The 22,545-nt window shown below is 28.8% G+C and carries 26 protein-coding genes and 3 tRNA genes; 10 read left to right on the top strand and 19 right to left on the bottom strand.

The features are described from left to right. Window positions 1–68: 68 nt before the first annotated feature. Window positions 69–455, top strand: coding sequence for an RraA family protein (locus tag BM335_RS13735; protein ID WP_218157820.1), 387 nt, complete (start codon window positions 69–71; stop codon window positions 453–455). After that, window positions 356–577, top strand: a complete 222-nt coding sequence (locus BM335_RS16005; RefSeq protein WP_218157822.1) for an RraA family protein — start codon at window positions 356–358, stop codon at window positions 575–577. The genes BM335_RS13735 and BM335_RS16005 overlap by 100 nt, the downstream gene beginning before the upstream one ends. Window positions 578–757: 180 nt before the next feature. On the opposite strand, the gene BM335_RS13730 is transcribed toward BM335_RS16005, so the two are convergent. Beyond that, window positions 758–997, bottom strand: a complete 240-nt coding sequence (locus BM335_RS13730) for a hypothetical protein (protein WP_090229345.1) — start codon at window positions 995–997, stop codon at window positions 758–760. Between the two features lie 47 nt (window positions 998–1,044). Between BM335_RS13730 and BM335_RS15765 the strand changes: the two genes are divergently transcribed. The 8 genes from BM335_RS15765 (at window position 1,045) to BM335_RS13690 (ending at window position 5,846) form a co-directional block, all read left to right on the top strand. Continuing rightward, complete coding sequence (locus BM335_RS15765; RefSeq protein ID WP_177219219.1) at window positions 1,045–1,296, top strand: hypothetical protein; 252 nt, start codon at window positions 1,045–1,047, stop codon at window positions 1,294–1,296. Window positions 1,297–1,734: 438 nt separating this feature from the next. Then, a complete protein-coding gene (locus BM335_RS13720; protein ID WP_317041043.1) occupies window positions 1,735–2,241 on the top strand; it encodes a Crp/Fnr family transcriptional regulator in 507 nt (168 codons plus the stop codon). Window positions 2,242–2,317: 76 nt separating this feature from the next. Then, window positions 2,318–2,938 carry a hypothetical protein gene (locus tag BM335_RS13715; RefSeq protein WP_090229338.1) on the top strand — a complete coding sequence of 207 codons (621 nt, stop codon included), beginning with the start codon at window positions 2,318–2,320 and terminating at the stop codon, window positions 2,936–2,938. Between the two features lie 12 nt (window positions 2,939–2,950). Further along, window positions 2,951–3,352 carry a DoxX family protein gene (locus BM335_RS13710; protein ID WP_090229334.1) on the top strand — a complete coding sequence of 134 codons (402 nt, stop codon included), beginning with the start codon at window positions 2,951–2,953 and terminating at the stop codon, window positions 3,350–3,352. Window positions 3,353–3,364: 12 nt separating this feature from the next. Further along, window positions 3,365–3,814, top strand: a complete 450-nt coding sequence (locus tag BM335_RS13705; RefSeq protein WP_090229329.1) for a DMT family transporter — start codon at window positions 3,365–3,367, stop codon at window positions 3,812–3,814. A 7-nt stretch (window positions 3,815–3,821) separates the two neighbouring features. After that, the gene (locus tag BM335_RS13700) at window positions 3,822–4,553 is read left to right on the top strand and encodes a GNAT family N-acetyltransferase (RefSeq protein ID WP_090229326.1); all 732 of its coding nucleotides are present in this window, start codon (window positions 3,822–3,824) and stop codon (window positions 4,551–4,553) included. A gap of 1 nt (window position 4,554) precedes the next feature. Next, window positions 4,555–5,184, top strand: a complete 630-nt coding sequence (locus BM335_RS13695; RefSeq protein WP_090229322.1) for an NAD(P)H-dependent oxidoreductase — start codon at window positions 4,555–4,557, stop codon at window positions 5,182–5,184. 29 nt (window positions 5,185–5,213) lie between these two features. Continuing rightward, complete coding sequence (locus BM335_RS13690) at window positions 5,214–5,846, top strand: Crp/Fnr family transcriptional regulator (protein ID WP_245780679.1); 633 nt, start codon at window positions 5,214–5,216, stop codon at window positions 5,844–5,846. A 17-nt stretch (window positions 5,847–5,863) separates the two neighbouring features. On the opposite strand, the gene BM335_RS13685 is transcribed toward BM335_RS13690, so the two are convergent. From BM335_RS13685 to BM335_RS13605, 18 genes are all read right to left on the bottom strand, one after another. Continuing rightward, complete coding sequence (locus BM335_RS13685; protein WP_090229317.1) at window positions 5,864–6,769, bottom strand: carbohydrate kinase family protein; 906 nt, start codon at window positions 6,767–6,769, stop codon at window positions 5,864–5,866. Between the two features lie 98 nt (window positions 6,770–6,867). Next, complete coding sequence (locus tag BM335_RS13680; RefSeq protein WP_143102430.1) at window positions 6,868–7,122, bottom strand: hypothetical protein; 255 nt, start codon at window positions 7,120–7,122, stop codon at window positions 6,868–6,870. A 158-nt stretch (window positions 7,123–7,280) separates the two neighbouring features. Then, on the bottom strand, window positions 7,281–7,940 hold the full coding sequence (locus BM335_RS13675) for an SDR family NAD(P)-dependent oxidoreductase (RefSeq protein WP_090229311.1): 660 nt from the start codon (window positions 7,938–7,940) through the stop codon (window positions 7,281–7,283). 22 nt (window positions 7,941–7,962) lie between these two features. After that, entirely contained in the window at window positions 7,963–8,424 is a 462-nt protein-coding gene (locus tag BM335_RS13670; protein ID WP_090229308.1) for a nuclear transport factor 2 family protein, read from the bottom strand. 5 nt (window positions 8,425–8,429) lie between these two features. After that, window positions 8,430–8,897 (bottom strand): GNAT family N-acetyltransferase, encoded by a 468-nt coding sequence (locus BM335_RS13665; RefSeq protein ID WP_245780678.1) that lies wholly within the window; start codon window positions 8,895–8,897, stop codon window positions 8,430–8,432. Beyond that, the gene (locus BM335_RS13660) at window positions 8,897–9,985 is read right to left on the bottom strand and encodes an alpha/beta hydrolase family protein (protein WP_090229447.1); all 1,089 of its coding nucleotides are present in this window, start codon (window positions 9,983–9,985) and stop codon (window positions 8,897–8,899) included. Before BM335_RS13660 ends, BM335_RS13665 begins: the two co-directional genes overlap by 1 nt. A gap of 37 nt (window positions 9,986–10,022) precedes the next feature. Continuing rightward, the gene (locus tag BM335_RS13655) at window positions 10,023–13,196 is read right to left on the bottom strand and encodes an ABC transporter permease/M1 family aminopeptidase (protein ID WP_245780677.1); all 3,174 of its coding nucleotides are present in this window, start codon (window positions 13,194–13,196) and stop codon (window positions 10,023–10,025) included. 11 nt (window positions 13,197–13,207) lie between these two features. Further along, a complete protein-coding gene (locus BM335_RS13650; RefSeq protein WP_090229300.1) occupies window positions 13,208–14,071 on the bottom strand; it encodes an ABC transporter ATP-binding protein in 864 nt (287 codons plus the stop codon). 133 nt (window positions 14,072–14,204) lie between these two features. Then, window positions 14,205–14,549, bottom strand: coding sequence for a 5-carboxymethyl-2-hydroxymuconate Delta-isomerase (locus tag BM335_RS13645; protein ID WP_090229297.1), 345 nt, complete (start codon window positions 14,547–14,549; stop codon window positions 14,205–14,207). A 25-nt stretch (window positions 14,550–14,574) separates the two neighbouring features. Further along, window positions 14,575–15,405 carry a serine hydrolase domain-containing protein gene (locus tag BM335_RS13640; protein ID WP_245780676.1) on the bottom strand — a complete coding sequence of 277 codons (831 nt, stop codon included), beginning with the start codon at window positions 15,403–15,405 and terminating at the stop codon, window positions 14,575–14,577. Continuing rightward, window positions 15,406–15,627 (bottom strand): beta-lactamase family protein, encoded by a 222-nt coding sequence (locus BM335_RS15925; protein ID WP_245780675.1) that lies wholly within the window; start codon window positions 15,625–15,627, stop codon window positions 15,406–15,408. A 46-nt stretch (window positions 15,628–15,673) separates the two neighbouring features. Beyond that, complete coding sequence (locus BM335_RS13635; RefSeq protein WP_245780674.1) at window positions 15,674–16,900, bottom strand: amidohydrolase family protein; 1,227 nt, start codon at window positions 16,898–16,900, stop codon at window positions 15,674–15,676. Window positions 16,901–17,200: 300 nt separating this feature from the next. Beyond that, window positions 17,201–17,884, bottom strand: coding sequence for a DUF4386 domain-containing protein (locus BM335_RS13630; RefSeq protein WP_090229217.1), 684 nt, complete (start codon window positions 17,882–17,884; stop codon window positions 17,201–17,203). A gap of 678 nt (window positions 17,885–18,562) precedes the next feature. Further along, window positions 18,563–18,636, bottom strand: a tRNA-Arg gene (locus tag BM335_RS13625). A 27-nt stretch (window positions 18,637–18,663) separates the two neighbouring features. Next, a tRNA-Pro gene (locus BM335_RS13620) sits at window positions 18,664–18,738 on the bottom strand. Between the two features lie 13 nt (window positions 18,739–18,751). Then, a tRNA-Ser gene (locus BM335_RS13615) sits at window positions 18,752–18,835 on the bottom strand. Between the two features lie 101 nt (window positions 18,836–18,936). Then, a complete protein-coding gene (locus BM335_RS13610; RefSeq protein ID WP_090229214.1) occupies window positions 18,937–20,991 on the bottom strand; it encodes an HD family phosphohydrolase in 2,055 nt (684 codons plus the stop codon). Between the two features lie 38 nt (window positions 20,992–21,029). After that, complete coding sequence (locus tag BM335_RS13605) at window positions 21,030–22,427, bottom strand: FAD-dependent oxidoreductase (protein WP_090229209.1); 1,398 nt, start codon at window positions 22,425–22,427, stop codon at window positions 21,030–21,032. Window positions 22,428–22,545 lie beyond the last annotated feature (118 nt).

Raw genomic sequence — 22,545 nt, 5'->3', positions numbered from 1 at the left:
AATTGGTTTACCAAATATATGTATATTTGTTTAAGTAACCATACTATTCTTTAAAATTAACATAAAAAATGTATACACTTTCTATAACAACTAAGCAAAAGTTACAAAAAGTAAGCTCTGCTACAATTGCAACTTGTTTATTTAAACGTGGATTTAAAAATCAGTTTATACAAAATGTAAAACCTCTAAAGTTAGGAAAACCAACTATGGTGGGAACTGCATTTACATCACGTTATATTCCAGCTAGAGAAGATTTGAATACTATTAGTGCTTTTAAAGACCCAAAACATCCACAGAGAATTGCTGTTGAAGAATGCCCTGAAGGTTCAGTGTTAAGAAATAACGCAAGAGCCGCATCGCCAGGATCAATTTTGGTTACTCAATTAATTGTAGAGGTGCTGCAGGAATTGTTACAGACGATGGATTTAGAGATTCGGCCGAAATTGCTGCATTAAATTTCCCTTCTTATCATCAACAACCCTCGGCTCCTACAAATTTAACATTACATCAAGCATTAGATATAAACGTGCCTATTGGCTGTGGAGATGTAGCAGTTTTTCCTGCAGTTTTGGCCTGAGTATCCAAATATCGACCAATAATAACACAATTATCATTCCAATACTTAAGCTCAAAGCTATGCTTAAAGACCGCTAAAAACTGTTTAAAAAAAGAATTCCAAAAAGAATTCCAAAAGAAGCTCCTAAACCTAAACCAAGATTGGTGTAATACCCTTTAGCTGTTAAAGAAAATGTATCCTTTAACTATTTTTCAAATTTTCATAAGGCTTTCCTAAAGTATTTTTTCTGTTTTCAGGATTTGAGTTTAAATTTAAACTATCAAGTTCCATTTCTATAAAATCTATTTCATCAATTGTAAACTCTCTTGTCTGCAAATCAGATAGTATATAAAGAAATTTATTGTATACTTTAATTTCATACTTATTAGTTGTTTTTGTTTTTAAACTTTTAAAAAAGTTAAACGCTTCTTGTAATTTCATAGTTTTTATTGTTTACTTGATTAGTGGCTTACATCAATAAATATCACATGTTGAAACTTATTTTTACTACCCTTACACTTCCTTCTAAAATTGTTTTCACACACAACTTTTCAGCAATACCACGTATATCAATGTTTTTACCTTTAAATGCAAATGATGAAGTTCTAGCAATAACTTTCAAACCTTCTGTTGAAGTAAGTGCATTTATTATTTCTTCTGTAATATTATCACTAAAATATTCATTTTCAGAATTATTACTCTTATTAAAGAATTGTAATATTGCTATGATTTTGAAGTGATTTGCATTGGTATATTATATTAACAAACAGATGTTATAAATGGTATTTTTAAACAATTTTAATTAAAAGCTACACGCTAAAATAATAAGTTAACTTTATCACTTTCTGAAAAACACCTAATAAATTGCAAAAATTTTAAGCTAGAAAATAGGTTGTTGTAGGTGTTAATTAGTTAAATTTGATTAAAAAATAAGTAATTATATTTTCAAAAAATAAATTATGCAAATAAGAATTTGATTTGATTAATGAAACTTTTGACTGTTTTACTATAAAAGTTGGTTACAATAAATTAGCTTTTAAAAAAGTTGAATTTTCAATCAATTATCAACCCCACTCAAGGTTATTAATTTTAATGAAATGGACTTCAAACAACAAACTCAGTTATTAATTAAGCATCTTAAACAAGAGGTTTCTCTTAATAAATCAGCAATAGAAAAATTGACTTCAATTATAAAATTCAAAGAATTAAATAAAAAAGAATTTTTAATTAAACCTGGAGAAACTGCAAACACCATGAATTTTATTGTTCAAGGCTCTATGCGTAGTTATTATTTAGATGAAAATGGGCAAGAACACACCTTGCAATTAGGGATAGAAGAATGGTGGATTAATGATTTATACAGTTATTTAAGTCGAAAAAAATCTCGGATGTATGTTCAAGCATTAGAAAAAACTCACCTAATACGATTACCTAAAGTAGAATTAGAAAAACTCTATATTGAAGTTCCTGCAATATCAAATTTTTTCCGTATTAAAATACAAAGTGCTTATGTTGCGGTACAAGAACGGGTAATTGATAGTATGTGTGATGATGCTTATGAACGTTATGATAAATTTAGAAAATCTTACCGTGATATTGAACAACGCGTTCCTCAATATATAATTGCTTCTTACCTTGGAGTGACTCCAGAATTCTTAAGTTATTTACGAAAAAAACACTCTTAATTGAGCTTCTTAAGATATCTTAAGTTTTTTCTTCTAACGGCTTTCTAATTTTGACCCATAAAATAATAAATGGGTTATGTTACGATTTATAAACTTATTGGTATATATAATATTTGGAACACTAGTATCAAATGCACAAAGTATTAGTTTTTCTTCAGAAATGGTAATTGGAAATCGTTCCACTACCTATCAGCATTTCATTGAATACAGCTTTAATGACAAATGGTCTATTAATAATGTTTCCTTATTTGATACGGAGCATGTTAATGATAAAAACAATATTTTTTTTATAAGAAATATGTTGTCGCATGGATTAAATAAAAATTTTAAAGCTAATGCTGCTTTTGGCATTAAAAACCCAGGAGCATTTGCAACTCTAAATTCACAATACCAATATAATACTACTAATTTTAAATTGAGCTATATTGTTGGTAGTACCTTTCAAAATGGATTTACTTTAGAGCAAACACTATCAACGAACTTTACTCCAAACTTGACTCAAAAAACCAAGGCTTATATAAATCTTTTCGCTGTAGTTAACACAGATTTAAAACAATTAGACAGAGGTATACAACAACTGAGAGTTGGAGTCAAAAAACAACAACTTATTATGGGTGGAGCCTTTAATTTCGATCAATTTACTAAGGCTAATAAGACATTAGAAAACTATGGAATATTTGCAAAATACAACTTTTAAATTTTACATATTATGAATACAAAACAACAAATAGGACTCTTGATTTTAAGAGTAAGCATTGCTTTTACAATGCTAGTTTACGGTATTACCAAATTGATTTTTGGGAATGAATTTATAACAAGCTTACTTAACCAGTATGGGCTTCCATCATTTCTTAATTATGGAGTTTATATAGGAGAAATAATTGCACCAATTTTAATTATTATCGGATTTAGAACAAAATTAGCAGGGCTAATATTTGCTATTAATTGTCTTGTAGCAATTTTAATGGTTCAGCTTCCAAACTTACTAAAGTTAAACGAATTTGGAGGATGGGCAATTGGTCTAATTTTCATATACATGATGTTTGGACTCTCTTTATTTATTAGTGGTGCTGGTAAATATGCTTTATCAACAAAAAACAAATGGGATTAAAATATATTTGATATGAAACTATATATACTAACTCTTTTAGCCTTAACAGGAGGTATTTTTCTTGCCATTCAAGCTGGATTCAATTCACAATTAGGAAATATTCTAAAACAACCTGTACTTGCAGTTATATCCTCATCCATAAGTAGTGTAGTTTTTGGAATTATATTTCTTTTCTTCTTTGAAAAAGTGAGCGTTCAATCTCTTGTTACAACTCAAGTTCCATGGTATTTATGGTTTATTGGCGGATTGTTTAGTGTTATTGGAATTTACATTTATTTCTATACCATTCCTAAAATTGGTATATCTAAAATGATTGCCCTTGGACTTTGTGGACAGCTCATCTTTTCATTAATAGCTGGAAAATACGGTTGGCTTAATTTACCTGTGGAACCAATAACAACCAAAAGGCTCTTGGGAACAGTAGCTATGTTAATCGGAATAATACTCATAAATACAAAATAAAATTATCATGGAAAACATAAAAAACAACATAAATAATTTAACAAATTTATGGACTATTGCTAGTAAACCATTTAATGGTTTTGCAACTGACCACTTGATTAGTTGTTGTCAAATAAATAATGCTGAATGGCCAAACAGAATTTGGACAACACAACAGTTATCTGTTGATATTATACAAAGCATTAAAGAAATTTCAGAAAACTCAAATGCTAATCTTCGATTTGTAAATTTTGAAAATTTAGAAGTTAATAATACTACTTTAATAGAAAGTTTAGGCTTTAAATTAACTTCTTCTTTACCTGGAATGAGCTTAAAACTAAATCAATATTTCCCACAATCAACACGGATAAATCTCAAAATGGTAACAAATAAAGCTGAAGCTAAAAAATGGAGTTCTATTTTCAAGGAAGCTTTTGGATATTTAATTAGCGCTGAAACAGTATTAAAAAGTATGGATAAAATCAAATACTATATAATCTATGACAAAAAAACAGTGATTGGTACTATCATATTACATCAAAACAATAACATTGCAGGCATACACAGTTTAGGTGTTTTACCAGATATGAGAGGAAAAGGCTATGCCAAAGAAATCATGCACTTTATTTTAAATGAAGCTTTAAAACAAGGTGCAACTCTCGCAACTTTGCAAGCTTCTTCAATAGCAAAAAAAATGTATGAAAACCTTGGATTTAAAATAGACTTTACAATGAATAATTATAAATTAAAAACACAATAAAATGGAATTAATTAAAAATTTACATTGGCGTTATGCCACAAAAAAATTTGACACTACAAAAAAGGTGTCTGAAAACGATCTAAACAAGATAAAGGAAGCTATTCAATTATCGGTTTCTTCATATGGTTTGCAGTTGTATAAAGTTTTAATAATTGAAAATCCAGAAATTAGAGAAAGGTTAAAATCAGCTTCATGGAATCAAAGTCAAATAACAGATGCCTCTCACTTATTTGTTTTTTGTAATTATACAGATGCCACTCCTGAAGCCATAGATGATTTTATAAAGCATACAGCTGAAACTAGAAATCTCGATTTAGAAAGACTAAATGGATATGGTGATTTTATAAAATCTAAATTAGCTGAAAAGTCTCAGGAAGAAAAAACAGGATGGCTAAAATCACAAACATATTTAGCACTTGGAAACTTATTAAGCGCTTGTGCAGAATTAAAAATAGACGCATGCCCTATGGAGGGATTTGATCCTAAAGAATATAATAAAATTCTTGGTTTGAATAAAAAAGGTTTAAATGCTTACGTTATAGCAACTATAGGATATAGACATTTTGATGATTACACTATTGGACTTCCAAAAGTTAGAAAACCAATAGATCAATTATTTGAAGTATTGTAATAACAACATATTATTATTTTAAAGTTTGGGTGATTACTCAAACTTTTTTTATTTTAGCTACTATTAGAATCATAACTATTATGAAAGTAGAAAATGATATTGTAAAACTTATTTCTAGATTTCTCACTTTAAACGACGAAGAGAGTAAAGCCTTTATGGAATGTATTCCAATTAAAAATTTTAAAAAAGGCGAACTACTTTTAAAAGAGGGACAAGTTTCTAGAGATTCTTATTTTGTTATTGAAGGTTGTGTAAGAAAGTATTATATTATTGACGGTGAAGAACGAACAACAGAGTTTTATGTTGAAGATGAATCTATAGCTTCATTACAAAGTTACAAGAATAAAACGCCTGCAAATCATTATTTTGAATGTGTTGAAGACTGTAGATTAGCTGTTTTAAATTTTGAAAAAGAACAGGAATTATTTAGAAGAGTACCAAAATATGAATCATTATGTAGAATGACTATGGAAAATGATTTTGGTGATCAACAAGAGACTTTATCACAATTTATAACTTCAAACCCAGAGAAACGTTATAAAACCTTATTAGAATCAAGACCAGATTTGATTCAACGTGTGCCTCAATACTATTTGGCCAGCTATTTAGGTGTAAAGCCAGAATCTTTGAGTCGCATAAGAAAACGTATAGCCAAAAAATAACTTATCTACATCTAAAATTATTCATTAAAATACTCTTGGTAAAATAAATTCAGAATGTTTTTACTTAATTTTTCTGAAACCAATTCATTGCAATTAACACATAATCCCCCAGCAATAGTTCCAAATTTTAAACATTGTTGAATTGTTTTTCCATTAGAATATGCATAAAGAAATCCAGAGAAAAAATTATCTCCAGCACCATTACTGTTAATTAATTCAAAATCTAAAATAGCAGGTTCATAAAACCACTCTTTTTTTTGGGTATAAGCTGTTGCACCATTATTACCGTGAGTACAAACAACCAGTTTTTTGCCAGCTTCAATCATTTTTAGCATAAATAATTTATAATCTTTAATATTTTCAGAACTTAAAAAGATATAATCAGCTGCATCTATAAAATCTTGATGATATGCATTACTTCCATCATAATCGTGTAAGTCTGTCCAAACCTCTTTGTTTAATTTTTTACACATAGGTAGAAAATTTCTGCAATAATTTGAAATATTAATTACTACATAATCAGATGCATTAATATTTTTACGATATTTTTCATAATTAATTAATGGATTTTCAGAGCTAGGATTTGTAAAAATTGAAATACGTTCGCCTTTTGAATTTAAGATATTCAAATGTCTTTCTGTTCCATTAGGATCTATAAAATATATAAAATCAAGATTAGGAAGCGTTAAATAGTTTTTCACTTTTTTTGCGTAATCATCCATACCTAATAATGAATGTAAGGTAGTATCAAATCCTAATTTTGAAAGAGATAAAGCTTTCCCTGCTCCAGTATTACCAATGGTTTCATTGTAAACACAAGAATGAATAGTTTGAGGTTTGGGTTCGAAAAAATCTGGCAAGGAAATTATAGAATTATAAGAAACACCACCACAAATGAATATTTTCTTTCTTTTAACTTTCATATCATTGAATTTTAGGTCTGCCTTTTTTTACAACAATTTAAAGAAGTTCTAGAAATAAATCCCAGAACTTCTTAATTATTACTATTAACTTGAGAGTATTATATTTCTCTTTTAATTACTTTAACAGTTTTAAAATCAACTATTCCTAATGAAAGAATTTGAAGCCATAAACTAGATTTTGTTTCAATGGTATACTTTTTAGCATCCAGTTCTTCAACAAGTGCTTCCACATTACTTTCCTTAACATTGATACCTAGTACATGCAAATCACTTGTTTTTTTAAAGGTTAATTCTTTTGTTTTTTCTCCAAACACTTTTCCTCCATTTTCAAATGGTTGTGTTTCTGTATTCACCGCAAATTGTTGCACTGAACAGGATGATATTGACAAACAAATTAACATCCCAAATAATACTTTTTTAATATTCATGATTTTATTTTTATTATAAAGCAAAAGTATTATGTGATTAAAATTTATTCATTGACTTTAGTTAAGAACCATTTTCTATTTAACTACCATTCTCTAATCTTACCTTGATGCCAAAACTGTCCACTTTTAACATTATTGCTTAATAAATTTAAAATATCATTAGCAACTTCTTCAGGCTTACGAGATGCTTCTTGGCCTCCCATATCTGTCTGTGTCCATCCTGGATCTAGTGATGAAACTGTTATCTCTTTGTTATCTAATCTTTTTGCTAATAATTTAGTATACATATTTAAAGCTGCTTTAGACATTTTATAATGTGGCTGAAAAGCATCAAAATTCTGTTCACTAAAAGATCCCCAATCAGAAGTAATGTTTACTATATGAGCTTCTTTATTTAATAATGGTAAAAGTTTTTCAGTTAACTCGATTGTTCCAAAAAAATTAATATCAAAAGTATTTTTTAACTGCCGCATATTAATATTTGACTCATCCCATTTTTCTAGTAATATTCCTGCATTGTTGATTAAAAAGTCAAGTTTTACATCGCCTAAATTCTCTACAAATTCAGCAATAGAATCGCTATTAGCTAAATCAAGTTTAAAGCATTTAAAATTAACGTTATCTAATAGATGATTTCCTGAAGTAGAAGAGCCAATCACCTTAAAATTTGAATGTTTGGTCAACAACTCAACTGTTGCCAAACCAATACCTCTGCTACTTCCTGTTACTATTCCGTGTTTCATGATTACTCAATTTTTTAAAATGTTACCAATACTCCTTAATCATAAAAATCTTCCCATGCTTAAATTTAAAAAGTGCCATTTGTTCATTACCTTCAACCATTTTACCATTTTCTTTTGTGATGAAGCGTTTACTTACTGTAATGGCATTTAAGCCATAAATAATGTTCTGGATTTTTATATCAACAACACTTCCGTCATAGCCTCCATTACCTTGATTTCTCTTGTAACCTTTGTAAAGCTCTTCACGTGTATAAACACCACCATAGTTTGGATGCACATAAGTGAAATCATCGGTAAACAGTTCAAAGATTTTATCGATGTCTTTTAAGGTTGAGTTTTGCTGAAATACTATTAGGTTGAGCTTATAATACTGATTTAAAGTATAGTTGAGCCAATCTTTATGTGTAATTATGTTGTTTTGTTGTGCTTGAACCATATTATGAACACTAAACAATAGCGTGATAAAAATAAATTTTAGTTTCATGTTTTTTATTTTATTAATTCCATGTGTAAAATTGGATAGGGTTTTCCAGAGGCATCCAATTCAGATCGCCCTATGGTTTCAAAGCCACAGTGTTTGTAAAATCCGACAGCTTGTTCATTCTGTTCATTCACATCTACTTTGGTAACGTTCAAATTTTTGAGTGCATAATTCAACAAGGTTTTACCTATTCTTCTACCTCTATGTGCTGGGTGAATAAATAGCATCTCTATATTTCCATCAGCTACACCTACAAACCCAATAATTTTATAATTCTCATCTCTATAACATCTTAATTCAACAACGTCTAAATAAGTGTTCAGAATTAAAGGTTTGAAATAGGCGATGTCTTCTTCTTTTAAAAAGCGATGAGTTGCTCTTACAGATGCTTCCCAAACATCTACAACTTCTCTATATTCAACTTTATCTATATAGTCAATTCTATTTTTCATTTTATATTGCTTTAAATAATTCATTAATTTTCGATGATCCAATTTGAAATTTCATCTAAAAAATTGTCTACAAATTTCTTTTCAAGTTTGCTGTACTCATCTCTTTTACCCGTTTTTGCTTTTTGGAAAAAATGATTCGCATTCTCAAATGTTATGAAATGATAATCCGTCCCTGATTTTAAAAGGGCATTTTCCATTCGGTCTTTATTTTGGTGAATAGGAACCTGAAAATCTAAACCTCCAAATAAACCCAATACAGGTACTTCCAATTGTTCTAAATCTTTTGAAGGATCGTAATAAAGAAATGATGTTAGAGAAGGTAGCCCATAAATAATTTTAAATTCATCGGCTTTTGCTATTGCTTGTTGCTTTATTTTTACGGAATCAACGCTATTTTTTACATCCATTTCAAATAAAATAGATTCAGTTGTTTGTCTGAATAATTGGTAAGCTTCATTAATATTCTTATCATCTTCGATAGCCCTCATGAGTTTATTATGTGCAGTCACATCTGCTTCAATTAAATTTTTAGGTAAATCTGTTTGTTCATAATCTTGTCTCACCTGATAAGTTACTACTTCGATTAATGGTACTCCTGGTGCCCCCATTAAAACCACCTTTTTAACTGATTCATTCCCAACAGCCACTTTACCAGCAAGAATGCCGCCCTGGCTATGTCCAAATAAAACAAAATCCTTAAAATAATGCTCTTTGCTAGTTTTAAAATAGTTCATTATGTTTTCCAAGTCCTTTGAATGGTCTTCAATTGTACTATTTACAAAATCACCTGTGCTTTCTCCTACACCTCTATCGTCATAACGGAAAGATGCAATTCCTTGAGAAGCTAGATGTTCGGCTATAATCTTCATTATTTTAAAGCTTTCTAATGTTTCGTCCCTATCCTGATCACCGCTTCCTGATAGCATTATAACCAAGGATGACGTTTTAAGATCTGTTGGTATAGTTAGGGTACCGCCAATTTTAACCTCTTTTGTTTTAATGATTAAGTCAACTGACAGTGAATCTCTATAACGCAAATTGCTGTTTGCAAAACAAGAAATAGAGATAGTAAAAATTCCTATTACCCCTAATAATTTTATAATGTCTTTCATTTCATGTGATTTTAGTTTTATGTAATTAATCTTCATTTTAAATTATCTTAAATAATTTATCAATTTCAGATTTTATAGTTTTATTTGGTGCAACTTTATAAAACTCCTTAAGTAAATCTAACGATGTTGGTTTTTTAGGATACTGATTGTTCAAAAGGAAGTTTTTGAGCGCAATATTTACTTGTTCTTCTCCAATTAATTCACTTAATTGTACCATAACAATTGCTCCTTTAGAATATGCAATGTGTGAATGTCCATGCTTCACTTTATATAGAGGGTGATTGCCATACAATCCTTTTTCGCTATCATAAATTTGTTGATGAATTTGTAATCTTTCCATCATTTTTTCTTTACCATACATCTTTTTATACAGCATCATTTCTGTATACATTGCCAAAGTTTCAGTAAGCATTGTAGCACCTTCTCTATTGTCTGGGTTGATTTGACTATTGCCCCACCAAAGATGTGAAAGTTCGTGTCCTGCCAACTCATTAATAACATCTTGTTTTGTGTCGGTTTGAATGTTTGTATGAAAAATCATATCCTCGGTCATAAAGATTGCTGAAGGATACGCAGTACCAGCAAAGCCTTTTGTAAAAGATGAAACTTCAACAAAATTGATGCTCTTAAAAGGGTATGGTCCAAAATTATCTGTACAATAATCCAATGTTAGTTTAGCATTACCTAGCAAATGGTCTACATTTTCAAAATGATTTTTGGTGTAATACACATTGATATTTATATGTTTATATTGAATTGATTTGCGCTCATAGTCAGCAGATGACACAGCAAATCTAAATGGTAACTTTTCTGCTACATAACTTGAATAATTTCTATTATTTTCAGACCATTTTTTTACTAAATCTCCAGTACCTACTGCCGTTTGGTTTGCTTCCGTTGAAAGCGTCATATTTAAATTTATAAAATCGTTTTTAGAAACTTCTGGTGCTTCCAATTTCTTTATTTCAGAAGCTTTTCCTAGTTGAAATTCTTTACGCTTTTGTTCATCTTCAATTTCTCGATCACTTTGATAACCAATAGTAGGATAAAAGTTGCTAATTCGCATAAAAGATCCATTTTTAACAATAGCATTGAAAGATTGATGGCCATTAACAGCAAACCACTTGTACGATAACGTGAAGTTTAAAGTTGCTTCCTCATTAGGTAATAATGTTTTTTTTAGTTTTATTTCAGATACATAATCATTTATTTTCACACTTTCATTAGTATTGTTAAATAAAGCCGATTCAATTTTTAAATCTGGATGAAAATTGATTAATACATTGGTTATAGGTTTTTCTGTTAAATTTCTTAAAATATATTCTCCATGTATTTGATATGCGTTTTCTGAAGGGTAAAGGTGAATTTCCGTAGTTACATCTGTAATTGTTGGTTGTGCTAAAGTTTGATAGTTTCGAAAGTTTTTTTCGTATTGTACTGCTTCTGCAATAGCTTTTTCTTCATCCTTTGGAGTGTAACATTTCATAAAATGAGTTCCGCTAAAAAAACTCAAAATCACTAAAACAGTAACAAAAATAGATTTTCCAATTTGCCACACTCTTGTCTTTAGGAAATCATTTAAAACCCATAATAAAGCAATAAAACCGAATCCAAAAAATAATCGTTGTGAGAAAGCTGCAATGTAAATTCCGTATCCATTAAAATCGCTATAATTTCCTTTAAAACCAGAAAATATATGTACTAATGGATATGAAATAATTGTTTTAGCCAAAGGGGTTGCTAATATAAAAACTGCTACTGTTGAAACTCCTAAGGCTACAAATCTATTTTTTATAGTATCGTTTATCAACAATAAAAAAGCTGAAAAAATTATTAAAGGAATTGTATTAAAGGTAGTAACACCGAGATATGCATACCAATCAATATAAAAGTAATTATAGCTAAATTGAAATACTAAAGCTTCAGCAATTAAAATAAAAGTGAAAAAAAATACTAAAATACTTATGGAAACAAAATGTCCTTTTAACTTATTTTTAGATAAATAAGTACTTTTTTCAATTAATTCAAATCCTGAAGCGTGACTTCTCCAGTAAACATCATTAATGAAATAGACCAAAATCAATAATCCAAATAAATAAAAGTTTTTAGAAATTGACGTAGCTAAAAGTCCTGAGCTCGCGTATTTTTCGGGTAATCGAATTCCTTTATCTATTTCAGCAAACATTTCCATTCCTATATAAAATAACAACAGCATAGAAACTGCAACAATGGTAATGCTCTTAAAAAGATACATTATATCATTTTTTGCAAAAGATACTAACGATTTAAAACTCACCAAATTTCCAAAACTAAGTTTTGGTGTTTTTAAAACAGTCAATTTTATTCCTGAATTTGACTTTGCTAATTCAATTTTTTTATTCTTTTTATGTGTTTTACTATTAGAAAAAGTAAACAATCTATAACTCATCCATAAAAAGAATCCAGATACTAGTACTACAATTAATCTGTTTATTAATAGTAACCCACTCAATGGCAAAATAAACTCATTCTTTTGTTGTACCGAAAATGTCTTTGCTTCATAAAAATAAGCTGATAACCCGAAAGGATCAATAAACGCAGAAATTTGTTGTGCTTCAATAGACTGCGGCAAACTACTTGACATGAATGGAGAGTTAGAAAAAATTAAAAGCACCATATAAAGTACATAAAGTAGAAGTCCTCCAACAACCACTAATAATTTTTTGCGTGTTGAATAAGCGATGAAAAACAAAAAGCTACAAACCAAAAAACAATTAAGTATGCCAAAAATAAGTAGTGGATACAAATAATGCCATATATTAAAAGTAGCTTGTATTTCATTTCCATTTCTCAAATTTTGACCAATTACAAAGCCTAAAATCAACAAAACAAAACTTAAAGCTGTTTTAAGAAAAAGAAACCAAAACTTACCATTTAAATAAGTCATTTTAGAGAACGGAAGTGCAAAAAATAGAATGTCAAATTTTGCATCCCATTCTTTAAATAGTAATTGATTTGAAAATAGAATGGCAAAAAAGATTATAGACAAACTTAACATTCCAATCATAAAACCAATAGTGTATGGAGAATTTAGATAAATTCCTTCTCCTGCAGTTAGATTGAATTTATTACCGCAAAAAACTCCTATAAATACAATGACCAAAAAAATTGGATACACAATCCATCGTTTTGTTAATTGAATTAACTCGAATTGAAATATAGCATTCATCATAAAAAAATTATTTAGGCAAGTGTTTTAAAATATACATGCTCCAGTAAAGGTGTTATAGCTACAAAACCTTTAGGCTTTGTTTCAGAAAAGATGGTAATATTTAATACACGCTCAATTAATTGCTTACTAATTATCTGGTAATTTGATTGATAATTTTCCAGGTCATCATTTTTAATTGACTTTGACCAAATTTTATTTTCTAGTTCAGAAATTAGTTCTTTTGGCTTACCTGTTTTTAAAATCTGCCCCTTGTTCATAATGGTCATCTCTGAGCATAAATTTTTTACATCTTCAACCAAATGTGTAGATAATATTACAACAACCTCATTACTTATATCACTCAACAACATATTAAAACGGTTTCGCTCTTCTGGATCAAGACCTGCAGTAGGCTCGTCAACAATAACTATTTTTGGGTTTCCTAATAAAGCTTGAGCTACGCCAAAACGTTGTTTCATTCCACCTGAAAATGTATGTACTTCTTTGTTTCTAAAATCCCATAGATTTACTTTCTCTAACAAATAATGAATTTGGTTTTTACGCTCTGTATTATCTTTTACGCCTTTTAAAAGAGCAATATGATTTAAAAGATTAGAAGCACTAACTTTAGGGTACACTCCAAAATCCTGAGGTAAAAACCCTAAATTCTTTTTAATATTATCGGGATTGCTAACAATATCAACATCATTAAAACTAATACTGCCAGACGTGGGTTTTTGTAATCCAACAATGGTTTTCATTAAAGAAGATTTACCAGCACCATTTGGGCCCAATAAACCAAACATTCCATTCTTTATTTCTAAAGAAATATTTCTAATTGCTTGATGTCCGTTTTTATAGATCAGCTCTAGATTATTAATTTTTAAAGTGTTCATGTTTTAATTTTTTTAATAGTGTTAATCGCTCTTGTTTTTCTTTTCACAACCTTTCTAAATCTATTATTTAACAAAAGATTATATAGCGCACTTACCTCTATCTAGCGTTTGATTTTTCATAAAAAGATATTATTTAAACCATTTCTTTATTACAATAGGTAGCTTTTTCAAAATCCCGAATATTTATGGAAATAATAGGCACTTTTGGAAACATTGCTTTGAGTTCTGAAACAATTTTCTTTGATAAATTAAACTTTTGTTGGCTGGTTCTTCCTTCCATGATATTCCCAAAAACATGTATGAAGTTATCTTTTGAATTACCAATAGTGTAATATTGAAATGGATTGATTCTCACTTTAATTTCTTCGGGAAGAAACAACCCAGTTGATTCTGCAGTATTATATACGTTCTGTATAATTTCTTGTGGTGATTTTAATTTTATGACCTGTTCTGAGCAGTCTATAATAAAATGTGGCATAATTTTTTGTTTTTAAGTTATACAATTATTGTGGTTGAATCCAATCTAAAACCAGTTTGGCAATATCCCTTGTTATTTTTGTTGGCGAATTACAATCGCAATTACTAAATCCTATTACATAAATATCCAAGCTTGGCACATAAACTCCCATCGATTTAAATCCAAATATACTTCCACCATGTTCTCTTGTTGGTATGCCATTAATATCTTTTAAATGCCAACCATAACCATATTTAATATGCTCTCCATTGTTTAGGGTGTAATTAGTAAATACTTTTTCCTTTGATGCTTCTGTGATTAATGAATTGTTCTTAATGGCTTTTTGCCATTTCAACATATCATCAACGTTAGACATTAATGAGCCTGAAGCATAAGGGATTCTTAAACTAATTTGCATTTTGTTTGAAAACTCGCCTCTATTATGATAACCATAAGCTCTATTCTTTACTATTTCTTTATCACTTGCATAACGGGAATTGTTCATTCCAAGCTTTTCGAAAATGTTATTTTCTATAAAGTGTTCATAGGTCTCTCCTGACACTAATTCTATTATATATCCCAATACGACATATCCAGAATTGTTATAATCAAATTTTTCTCCAGGCAAAAAATCTACAGGTTCATCTTTAAAAAAATTGACCAATTCTTTGGGTGTAAGGTCTTTTTTTGCAATACTCATAATGGATTTCATCTTAGTAAAGTCTTTAATACCAGATGTATGCGTCAATAAATGATGAATAGTTATATTTTTTCCGTTTGGGTAATTTGAAATGTATTTTGAAATCGCATCATTCACGTTTAATCTACCTTGTTCTACTAATAACATGATGGCAATAGCTGTAAATTGTTTGGTCATCTAACCTATTTGAAAAATATTTTCTGGTTTCATATTCACATCCAATTCAATGTTAGATTTACCAAAAGCTTTTCGATACATAGGTTTTCCATCTTTAGCTACCAAAAACACTGCTCCAGGTTCATCAGAGGCTTTAAATACAGCCAATAGAACACTATCAATTTGAGTCTCTAAAGTTTGTGATTGGGTAATCTGTACAATCAATAAGGCTATTATAAGCATTAAAATTGTTTTTAAATTTTTTGATTTCATTTTGTTCGTTTTTTGATTATTTATTTAATGTTTTTGTTTCCATTAATAGACTATCTAGCTTAATTCTATCGAGCCATCTTCCTTTTAGAAAAACGCCTTCAATAGCCTTTGTGTTTTCAATATCATTTAATGGGTTTTTGTTAAGTAATACCAAATTTGCATTTTTACCTTCTGAAACAGTTCCTTCAGTAGCTATAGTATTTAAATATCTTGCTGGTGTTACTGTAGTTGCTTTTAAAATTTGAAAAGATGATAAACCACAATCTTGTAAAAACTGAAATTCTTCATGCAATGAAAACCCAGGTACTACAAACCCAAACGTATCACTACCTGTCATTAATGGAACGCCTGCATCTGCTAACATTTTTATGAATGTTTTCATCCATTTAAAATACCCTTCTAAAAGCGGTAAAGCGTCTTGTCCATTGATAACTTTTCCTTTTAAGTTCTTTCGATAGGGATTTTCATCGGAACTCCAATAATTAAAATCATTTAACAACATATATTGTGCGCTTTTATTTTGATTGAGTGTTTTAAACTTTTGATTGTCAATACTTTTAACAATCATATCAAAAACAACTAAGGTTGGAACTATTGTAGAACCACTTACTTTAATTTGTTCAATTGCTTGTTTTAAAAACAAAGCATCATTTCTTTGCTCATCCTTAAAAATATACACAAATTCTTCTACATGTTCTATAGACTTCAAACGCAGTGAAAATTCTAAAGGCATTTCTCGTTGTGCATGACCAATTACCGAAACATGGTGTTTTTGAGATTCCTCTAATATTATTAAATAAACATCTTTAGGTAAATTATCTGCTAATTTTAAAAAGTCATATCCTTTAACTTTATGACTCTTTACAACCGCAATAGCATCAACTATTGTTTTTAAATCATTAGAATTTAAATAAGGTCCAGCGGTATAATAATTAGGACCAAATTTTTCTCCTTTTGAAATACTATCTCTAATGGCTACATGGTCTTGCCAATCATACTCTGCCATATTTCTAACGGTTGTTACACCGTTAGCAATCAGCAATTTAAAATCACGATCTATGCCTCCTTGTTTATTACGCCAGTGGTAGTGCATTTCACTAAATCCAGGCATCACATATTTTCCTGTTCCATCAATTACTAGATGTGAGGTGTAATTTATTTCTCTTTTATAAGGTTCAATAGAAATTATTTTACCACTAACAATTATTATATTTTGATTGTTTAAAACAATCTCCTTATTCATCGGAATAACATTTACATTTTCAATCAAAATAGTGTCATTTCTCTGTGCATGAGCCCCTCTTATAAAACCAAGCATTAATATTATCAACTTGATTTTATGAAGATTATGAAATCTAAAATCTACAATTAAAAAAAATGATTTTAATATCCTTGTTATAAATAGCATTGCTATATGTGTATTTTGGTTTTGATAAAATTAGTTAGTTGATTTCTAAAAAATCTTAAGATACCTTAAGAAACCACCTTGATATCTTTGCTAGTTTATTTTAAGACTCAAAAACATCCACAAATGTTACAAGATTTATGTGGTTAGAATTTTAAATTGTTTCTTATTAAACCCTTTAATCAAAAGCCAAACGGCTAACGAGAACTCACCTATAACCGAAGGCATAATTACTATAACTTCGAAAACATCTTTATAGTCACTATAATTTGACATGAATAGTTTTGCCAGTCCATCTATTATATAACCTATTGCTGCGAGTAGCAACAATACTCCTAATGTTTTAGGAATATATGTTGATTTTATTGCTAGATACCCCAAAACAATTAAATGGACTCCAAAAAAAAGCAATCCAACTGTCCAAAGTTTTTCAAAATCTAATAATAACTCCGCTACACTATTTTGTATGTTTGTAGAATTACTTTCTCTTGTAAGCTGATATATTTCCAAAAACTTAAATAAAGCAACACCAAAAAATACAGCGTGTAATAACCTAAAAAAAGAAGCTAAATAAGATATATTTTTGCTTATTGATTTTGTCAAATCAAAAAGAGACCTAACCAATAATACATCAAAAAATAACATAATAATAAAACCAATTAATCCATACCCTAATTGTAAATGATTATTAATGAAATTTACTGTTGTTATCTGCATATCATCACTATCTATAAGATTTTCTAGCACCGCAAAATTGGCATAAAAACCAGCTAGAAAAATCATTATATACGCTACACCAGAAATTTTCGCTATCTGTTTCATAATTTCACATATTAAATTTTATGCAAAATTACTGGCAAATAAATTAGATTTAATTGACTTTAGTTAATAAAAACAAGCTACAGCATTCATCTTCTTTTGAAATTTGGCATTTGTGCACTTATTTGTTTTTTTCGCAACTTAAAACAAAGAAAAAAATGAGAATTAAAAGGTAAAAACGCGGTTTAAATAATTTAATATCTAAAATAAAAAAAACAGCCAAAAACTATAGAAAATATTAATGATTTTCAGAAAGCAATAGAAATGAAGTAAAAAGTTTATGAAGATTCTAAGAGATTACGTTCTAGTAATGGTGAACTTTTTTTATTAAACAATACTACTTTTAATTCGTAGATTTTTAATTTATTAATATAGGAATTAGAGTTGTATTTTTTCATAGATAAATTTTTAATAAAATAACTAAAAATAATTTATTAAAAAATAAATTAACACTCATTAACTCATTTTAAAAGCTATTTCAGTTGTGAAGCCGTTGTGAATTTAGCAAAACAAAAAAAACGTAACCAATTGAAAAAAATACAGTTACGGATTTACAAAGTGATCGCTTCTGAAGTGTTCATTTAAAAAATTGGATTTATTGAGTTAAAAAAATAAAGTGCTAAAACATAGCGTTTTAACTATGCAATAGCACTTAGTTTTTTTGGTTAACTCAACCAATTGTGATCGCGACAGGATTCGAACCTGTGACCGTCTGCTTAGAAGGCAGATGCTCTATCCAGCTGAGCTACGCGACCATTAGGATTAAAAATCCTGGTTATCTGTCGGGGTGGCAGGATTCGAACCTGCGACCTCCGCGTCCCAAACGCGGCGCGATAACCGGGCTACGCTACACCCCGAAAATAAAAAAAGCGGAGAGACAGGGACTCGAACCCTGGCGACAGTTACCCGTCGACAGATTAGCAATCTGCTCCGTTACCACTCCGGCACCTCTCCTAAAATATGTTTATGAACTTATTTTTGCGAGTGCAAATGTAGCATTAGAAAAGCATTTACACAACATTTTTTTACTTTTTTTACAGAATAAATAAGTTTATTTATTCTGGGTATTCAATTCGCAAATGATAAATATTCTTTAACTTCTTCTTTAACACCTTTTTAATGGTTTGTAATTCTTTAAAAGTAATATCTGCATTCATAAACTGACCATCTTCCATTTGCTTATTTACAATCTTATCAACCAGCTCATCAATAGATTGTGAGCTAGGTGTTTTTAAGCTTTTTGAAGCTGCTTCAACCGAATCACACATCATTAAAATGGCGGTTTCTTTTGAAAATGGTATGGGTCCTGGATATTGAAAATCGTTTAATTCAACTTTACCACCTACAAATTGTTCTTCTTTTTTATAAAAATAATAAACTAATGTTGTTCCATGGTGGGTTCTTATAAAATCAATTATTCTGTCTGGTATATGATTTTTTTTAGCTAATTCTACACCATTTATAATATGGTCAATAATTATTTGCGCACTATCTTTTGGCGTTAAATCACTATGTGGATTTACTGTAGTTGTTTGGTTTTCGGTAAAATACATTGGATTTAGCATTTTTCCTATATCATGATATAATGCTCCGGTTCTCACCAACATTGCGTTTGCATGAATTTCATTTGCACATGCTTCACATAAATTTGCAACTTGTAAAGAATGTTGAAAAGTTCCAGGTGCTTTTTCTGCTAATTCTCTTAATAATTTTGAATTAGTATTGGATAATTCTTTTAACGATTCGTCTGAAACTAAACCAAATAACCTTTCGAATATATAAATTAACGGTAAAACAAATAATGTAGCAGCTCCGTTTAAAACAAAGTAAACAAATTTTTCATAATTTAAGTTTTGTGCATTTCCTTCTTGAATTATAGAGAATGCAAAATACGCTACAAAATATACAAAGGTAATTTGCAATACTGATATAAATAAATTGGCTCTTTTGTACAATTCAGAAATTGTTAATATTGTAACAATCCCAGCTATAATTTGTAAGAAAATAAATTCGAAACTATTAGGTACTATAAAACCTAACAATAATACTGTTAAAACGTGTGTAAATAATCCTAAACGAGCATCAAAAAAAGCTTTATGAACTAATGGCAATATCACTATTGGTGCAATATAAACGTACTTTGCATCGTACTTTACTATAAATGTAATTAGTAATATTATTAAAATTATATTGAAAAATATAAACGATACTTTGGTGTTATTTTCAAAAATATCTAAACGATATTTTCTTAAAAATAAAAATATCATTAAAAAGGATAACGCGACTAATAATGTGTAACCTGTAACAATCCAATTATAATTAGATTTACTCCAAACTTGCGATTCAAACTCATTTTTTAACGACGTTAAAATCATAAATTTTTTACCTTCAACAATATCTCCTTTAAAAATAATTCGTTCATTTTCAGACACAAGTCCTTTTGTATATGATATTTTGCTTAAATTTTCATTCAACACTTTTTGAGTAAAACTTTCATCAAAACTTACATTTGGTTTTAGCTCTTTATGTATTATATTAATAACAGTAATTTCGGTTTCATTGAAAGGTTCTTTACCGATTTCTGCCTGAATAAAATCTAATAGTTGGTTTGATAAAAATATTTTATGAAGTTGAATTTCCTGAATTTTATTCCCTTTTCGTAAGGTAATTATAGTTTGTTCATTTTTTTGCTCACTAGAACTCTCTAAATACCCGAATTCATAAACCTTTTCAATAATTTGATTTGACTTTTCAATTAAAGTATTTTTTTCAACTTTAGAAAGATCTGATGCTGAAACTACTTCTTCAACCAATTCATTAATTGTTGCTTTTACATTTGCAACAATGTCTTCATTATAATAAAAATATTGTTTAGAAAATTCTTTGGTTTCAAGTATTTCTTTATCTATTTCTTCTTGTGTTTTTTGAATGGCAAAATCAAAAGGAGCATAATAATTTTCATATTGCCAAGGTTTTCCTTTTTGAAATTCATATTTAAAATGTCCACTTTTAGGAAATAAATACACAACTAAAATTACTGTAGCAACATATAAAAGTGCTTTGTAAAATAAGGAGTGGTTTACAAGTAATTTATTTATAGTGTTTTTCACGAAGTTATTTTTGCATTTCAAAAATAGCAATAATTATTTTATGAACATTTGCAATCATCTTTATTTTTTAAGATATCTTCTAATCTGATAGGCGTATTTTTAAAAATCCAATTTTTATAAGTAGTATAATTTAATTTTTTATGAATAGCTGCAGTTTTATTTAAAATTTCTTGCGTTATTTCTTCGGATTTAATTTCTTGTATTTTAATTTGTTCAATTATAGAATTTAATTGTTTTTTAACCTTACTTTTTATTTGATTGTTATGATTTGTTAACCATTTCTCAAAGGCATCTTCAGTTAAATGTTTATCTATAATAATTTCAGTCATCTGCTTTCCGTGTTGTTTAGATTCTTGAATATTTCCTCTACCAGTAACAGCGTTTCCAATGGCAAAAACATTTTCAAATCCATACACATGATAATCTCTCTCATCTCTCATTTTCAAAGAAGAATTAGTGTAATTTAAACCTTCTATTTTCTCAGGAATACTACCAATAGATGAAATTAACATTTCACAAATTACTTTATTAAAACTATTTTCAATAGGAACTACATTTCCATTTATAATTTCTACATTTTGTAAAATTAAACCTGAAAGTTTTCCATTTTTTTCACTTAATTTAACAGGAATTGATAACGGAATAAAATTGAATTGATATTTTTCAACATATTTATTTAACAACTTTTCTGAAACTAGTTTTGCTTTTTCAACACTTTCAATACGCTCATCTTTTGGAGATTTTAAAGGCATATCATTTGCAGTTCGTCTATAAACCAATGTTGCTTTTTTTATTCCTAATTCATTTAATGTGGTATTATTTTTTTGCAAAATATCTAAAATACCTTCCTTTTCTAACGTAAATAGATCTATATCAATCCCTTTTTTTAAATACAATTGTTTTTTAACCAACTCAATCATAACTACTTTTATAACATCTAATGATGCTAAACCACCACCAATTACAACCGTATTGTTTTTAATAAAATAATTTTTACCAAAATAATCATGCTCATGTTTGTGGTTAAACCAATTAATAAATGAATTTTGATAAATAATATCTCTATCAATAAATTTTTCGGTAGAAGGAATTTGAAGTGTTCTATCTTGCCAAGCTCCATTTGCTAAAATAATTGCCGAAAAACCCCAATTATTTACTAAATCTATAAAATCAATATCATTTCCAATCTTTACACATGGTACAAATCGAATATTTTCTTGATCCAATTTTGAATCTATTTCAGCAATTTGCCGATCTCTTAAATTTACATGCCAATTTGGTAAACCATCTTCTATTTTACCATATGGCAACTTATTCATATCAAAAACTACTACTCTAAATCCATTCTGAGCCAACACATTAGCAGCTTCCGAGCCTGATATAGAACCTCCAATTATAGCTATATAATGATTTTTAAATTGTGTAGTTTTTTTCATAATTAGTTGTTTTTGAATACTTCATGAAAATTATAAAACCTACTACTCTTCAAAGTAATAATTATTACATTTAATAAAGACTGTTGCATAATTTAAAAGATTGCTTAAAAATTCATAA

The sequence above is a fragment of the Lutibacter maritimus genome (assembly GCF_900116115.1).
Lineage (GTDB): Bacteria > Bacteroidota > Bacteroidia > Flavobacteriales > Flavobacteriaceae > Lutibacter > Lutibacter maritimus.
The sequence above is the reverse complement of the archived record's forward strand: the minus strand, read 5'-3'. Positions and strand labels throughout refer to the sequence as shown.

Bases quoted from the DNA above. Each gene is read 5' to 3' on its own strand.
- BM335_RS13735 (WP_218157820.1), top strand. From the start codon at position 69: ATGTATACACTTTCTATAACAACTAAGCAAAAGTTACAAAAAGTAAGC.
- BM335_RS13630 (WP_090229217.1), bottom strand. From the start codon at position 17,884: ATGAAACAGATAGCGAAAATTTCTGGTGTAGCGTATATAATGATTTTT.
- BM335_RS13695 (WP_090229322.1), top strand. From the start codon at position 4,555: ATGGAATTAATTAAAAATTTACATTGGCGTTATGCCACAAAAAAATTT.
- BM335_RS15765 (WP_177219219.1), top strand. From the start codon at position 1,045: ATGTTGAAACTTATTTTTACTACCCTTACACTTCCTTCTAAAATTGTT.
- BM335_RS13655 (WP_245780677.1), bottom strand. From the start codon at position 13,196: ATGATGAATGCTATATTTCAATTCGAGTTAATTCAATTAACAAAACGA.
- BM335_RS13605 (WP_090229209.1), bottom strand. From the start codon at position 22,427: ATGAAAAAAACTACACAATTTAAAAATCATTATATAGCTATAATTGGA.
- BM335_RS13640 (WP_245780676.1), bottom strand. From the start codon at position 15,405: ATGACCAAACAATTTACAGCTATTGCCATCATGTTATTAGTAGAACAA.
- BM335_RS13700 (WP_090229326.1), top strand. From the start codon at position 3,822: ATGGAAAACATAAAAAACAACATAAATAATTTAACAAATTTATGGACT.
- BM335_RS13650 (WP_090229300.1), bottom strand. From the start codon at position 14,071: ATGAACACTTTAAAAATTAATAATCTAGAGCTGATCTATAAAAACGGA.
- BM335_RS15925 (WP_245780675.1), bottom strand. From the start codon at position 15,627: ATGCTTATAATAGCCTTATTGATTGTACAGATTACCCAATCACAAACT.
- BM335_RS13685 (WP_090229317.1), bottom strand. From the start codon at position 6,769: ATGAAAGTTAAAAGAAAGAAAATATTCATTTGTGGTGGTGTTTCTTAT.
- BM335_RS13715 (WP_090229338.1), top strand. From the start codon at position 2,318: ATGTTACGATTTATAAACTTATTGGTATATATAATATTTGGAACACTA.
- BM335_RS13730 (WP_090229345.1), bottom strand. From the start codon at position 997: ATGAAATTACAAGAAGCGTTTAACTTTTTTAAAAGTTTAAAAACAAAA.
- BM335_RS13705 (WP_090229329.1), top strand. From the start codon at position 3,365: ATGAAACTATATATACTAACTCTTTTAGCCTTAACAGGAGGTATTTTT.
- BM335_RS13675 (WP_090229311.1), bottom strand. From the start codon at position 7,940: ATGAAACACGGAATAGTAACAGGAAGTAGCAGAGGTATTGGTTTGGCA.
- BM335_RS13670 (WP_090229308.1), bottom strand. From the start codon at position 8,424: ATGAAACTAAAATTTATTTTTATCACGCTATTGTTTAGTGTTCATAAT.
- BM335_RS13635 (WP_245780674.1), bottom strand. From the start codon at position 16,900: ATGAATAAGGAGATTGTTTTAAACAATCAAAATATAATAATTGTTAGT.
- BM335_RS13645 (WP_090229297.1), bottom strand. From the start codon at position 14,549: ATGCCACATTTTATTATAGACTGCTCAGAACAGGTCATAAAATTAAAA.
- BM335_RS13665 (WP_245780678.1), bottom strand. From the start codon at position 8,897: ATGAATTATTTAAAGCAATATAAAATGAAAAATAGAATTGACTATATA.
- BM335_RS13710 (WP_090229334.1), top strand. From the start codon at position 2,951: ATGAATACAAAACAACAAATAGGACTCTTGATTTTAAGAGTAAGCATT.
- BM335_RS13660 (WP_090229447.1), bottom strand. From the start codon at position 9,985: ATGAAAGACATTATAAAATTATTAGGGGTAATAGGAATTTTTACTATC.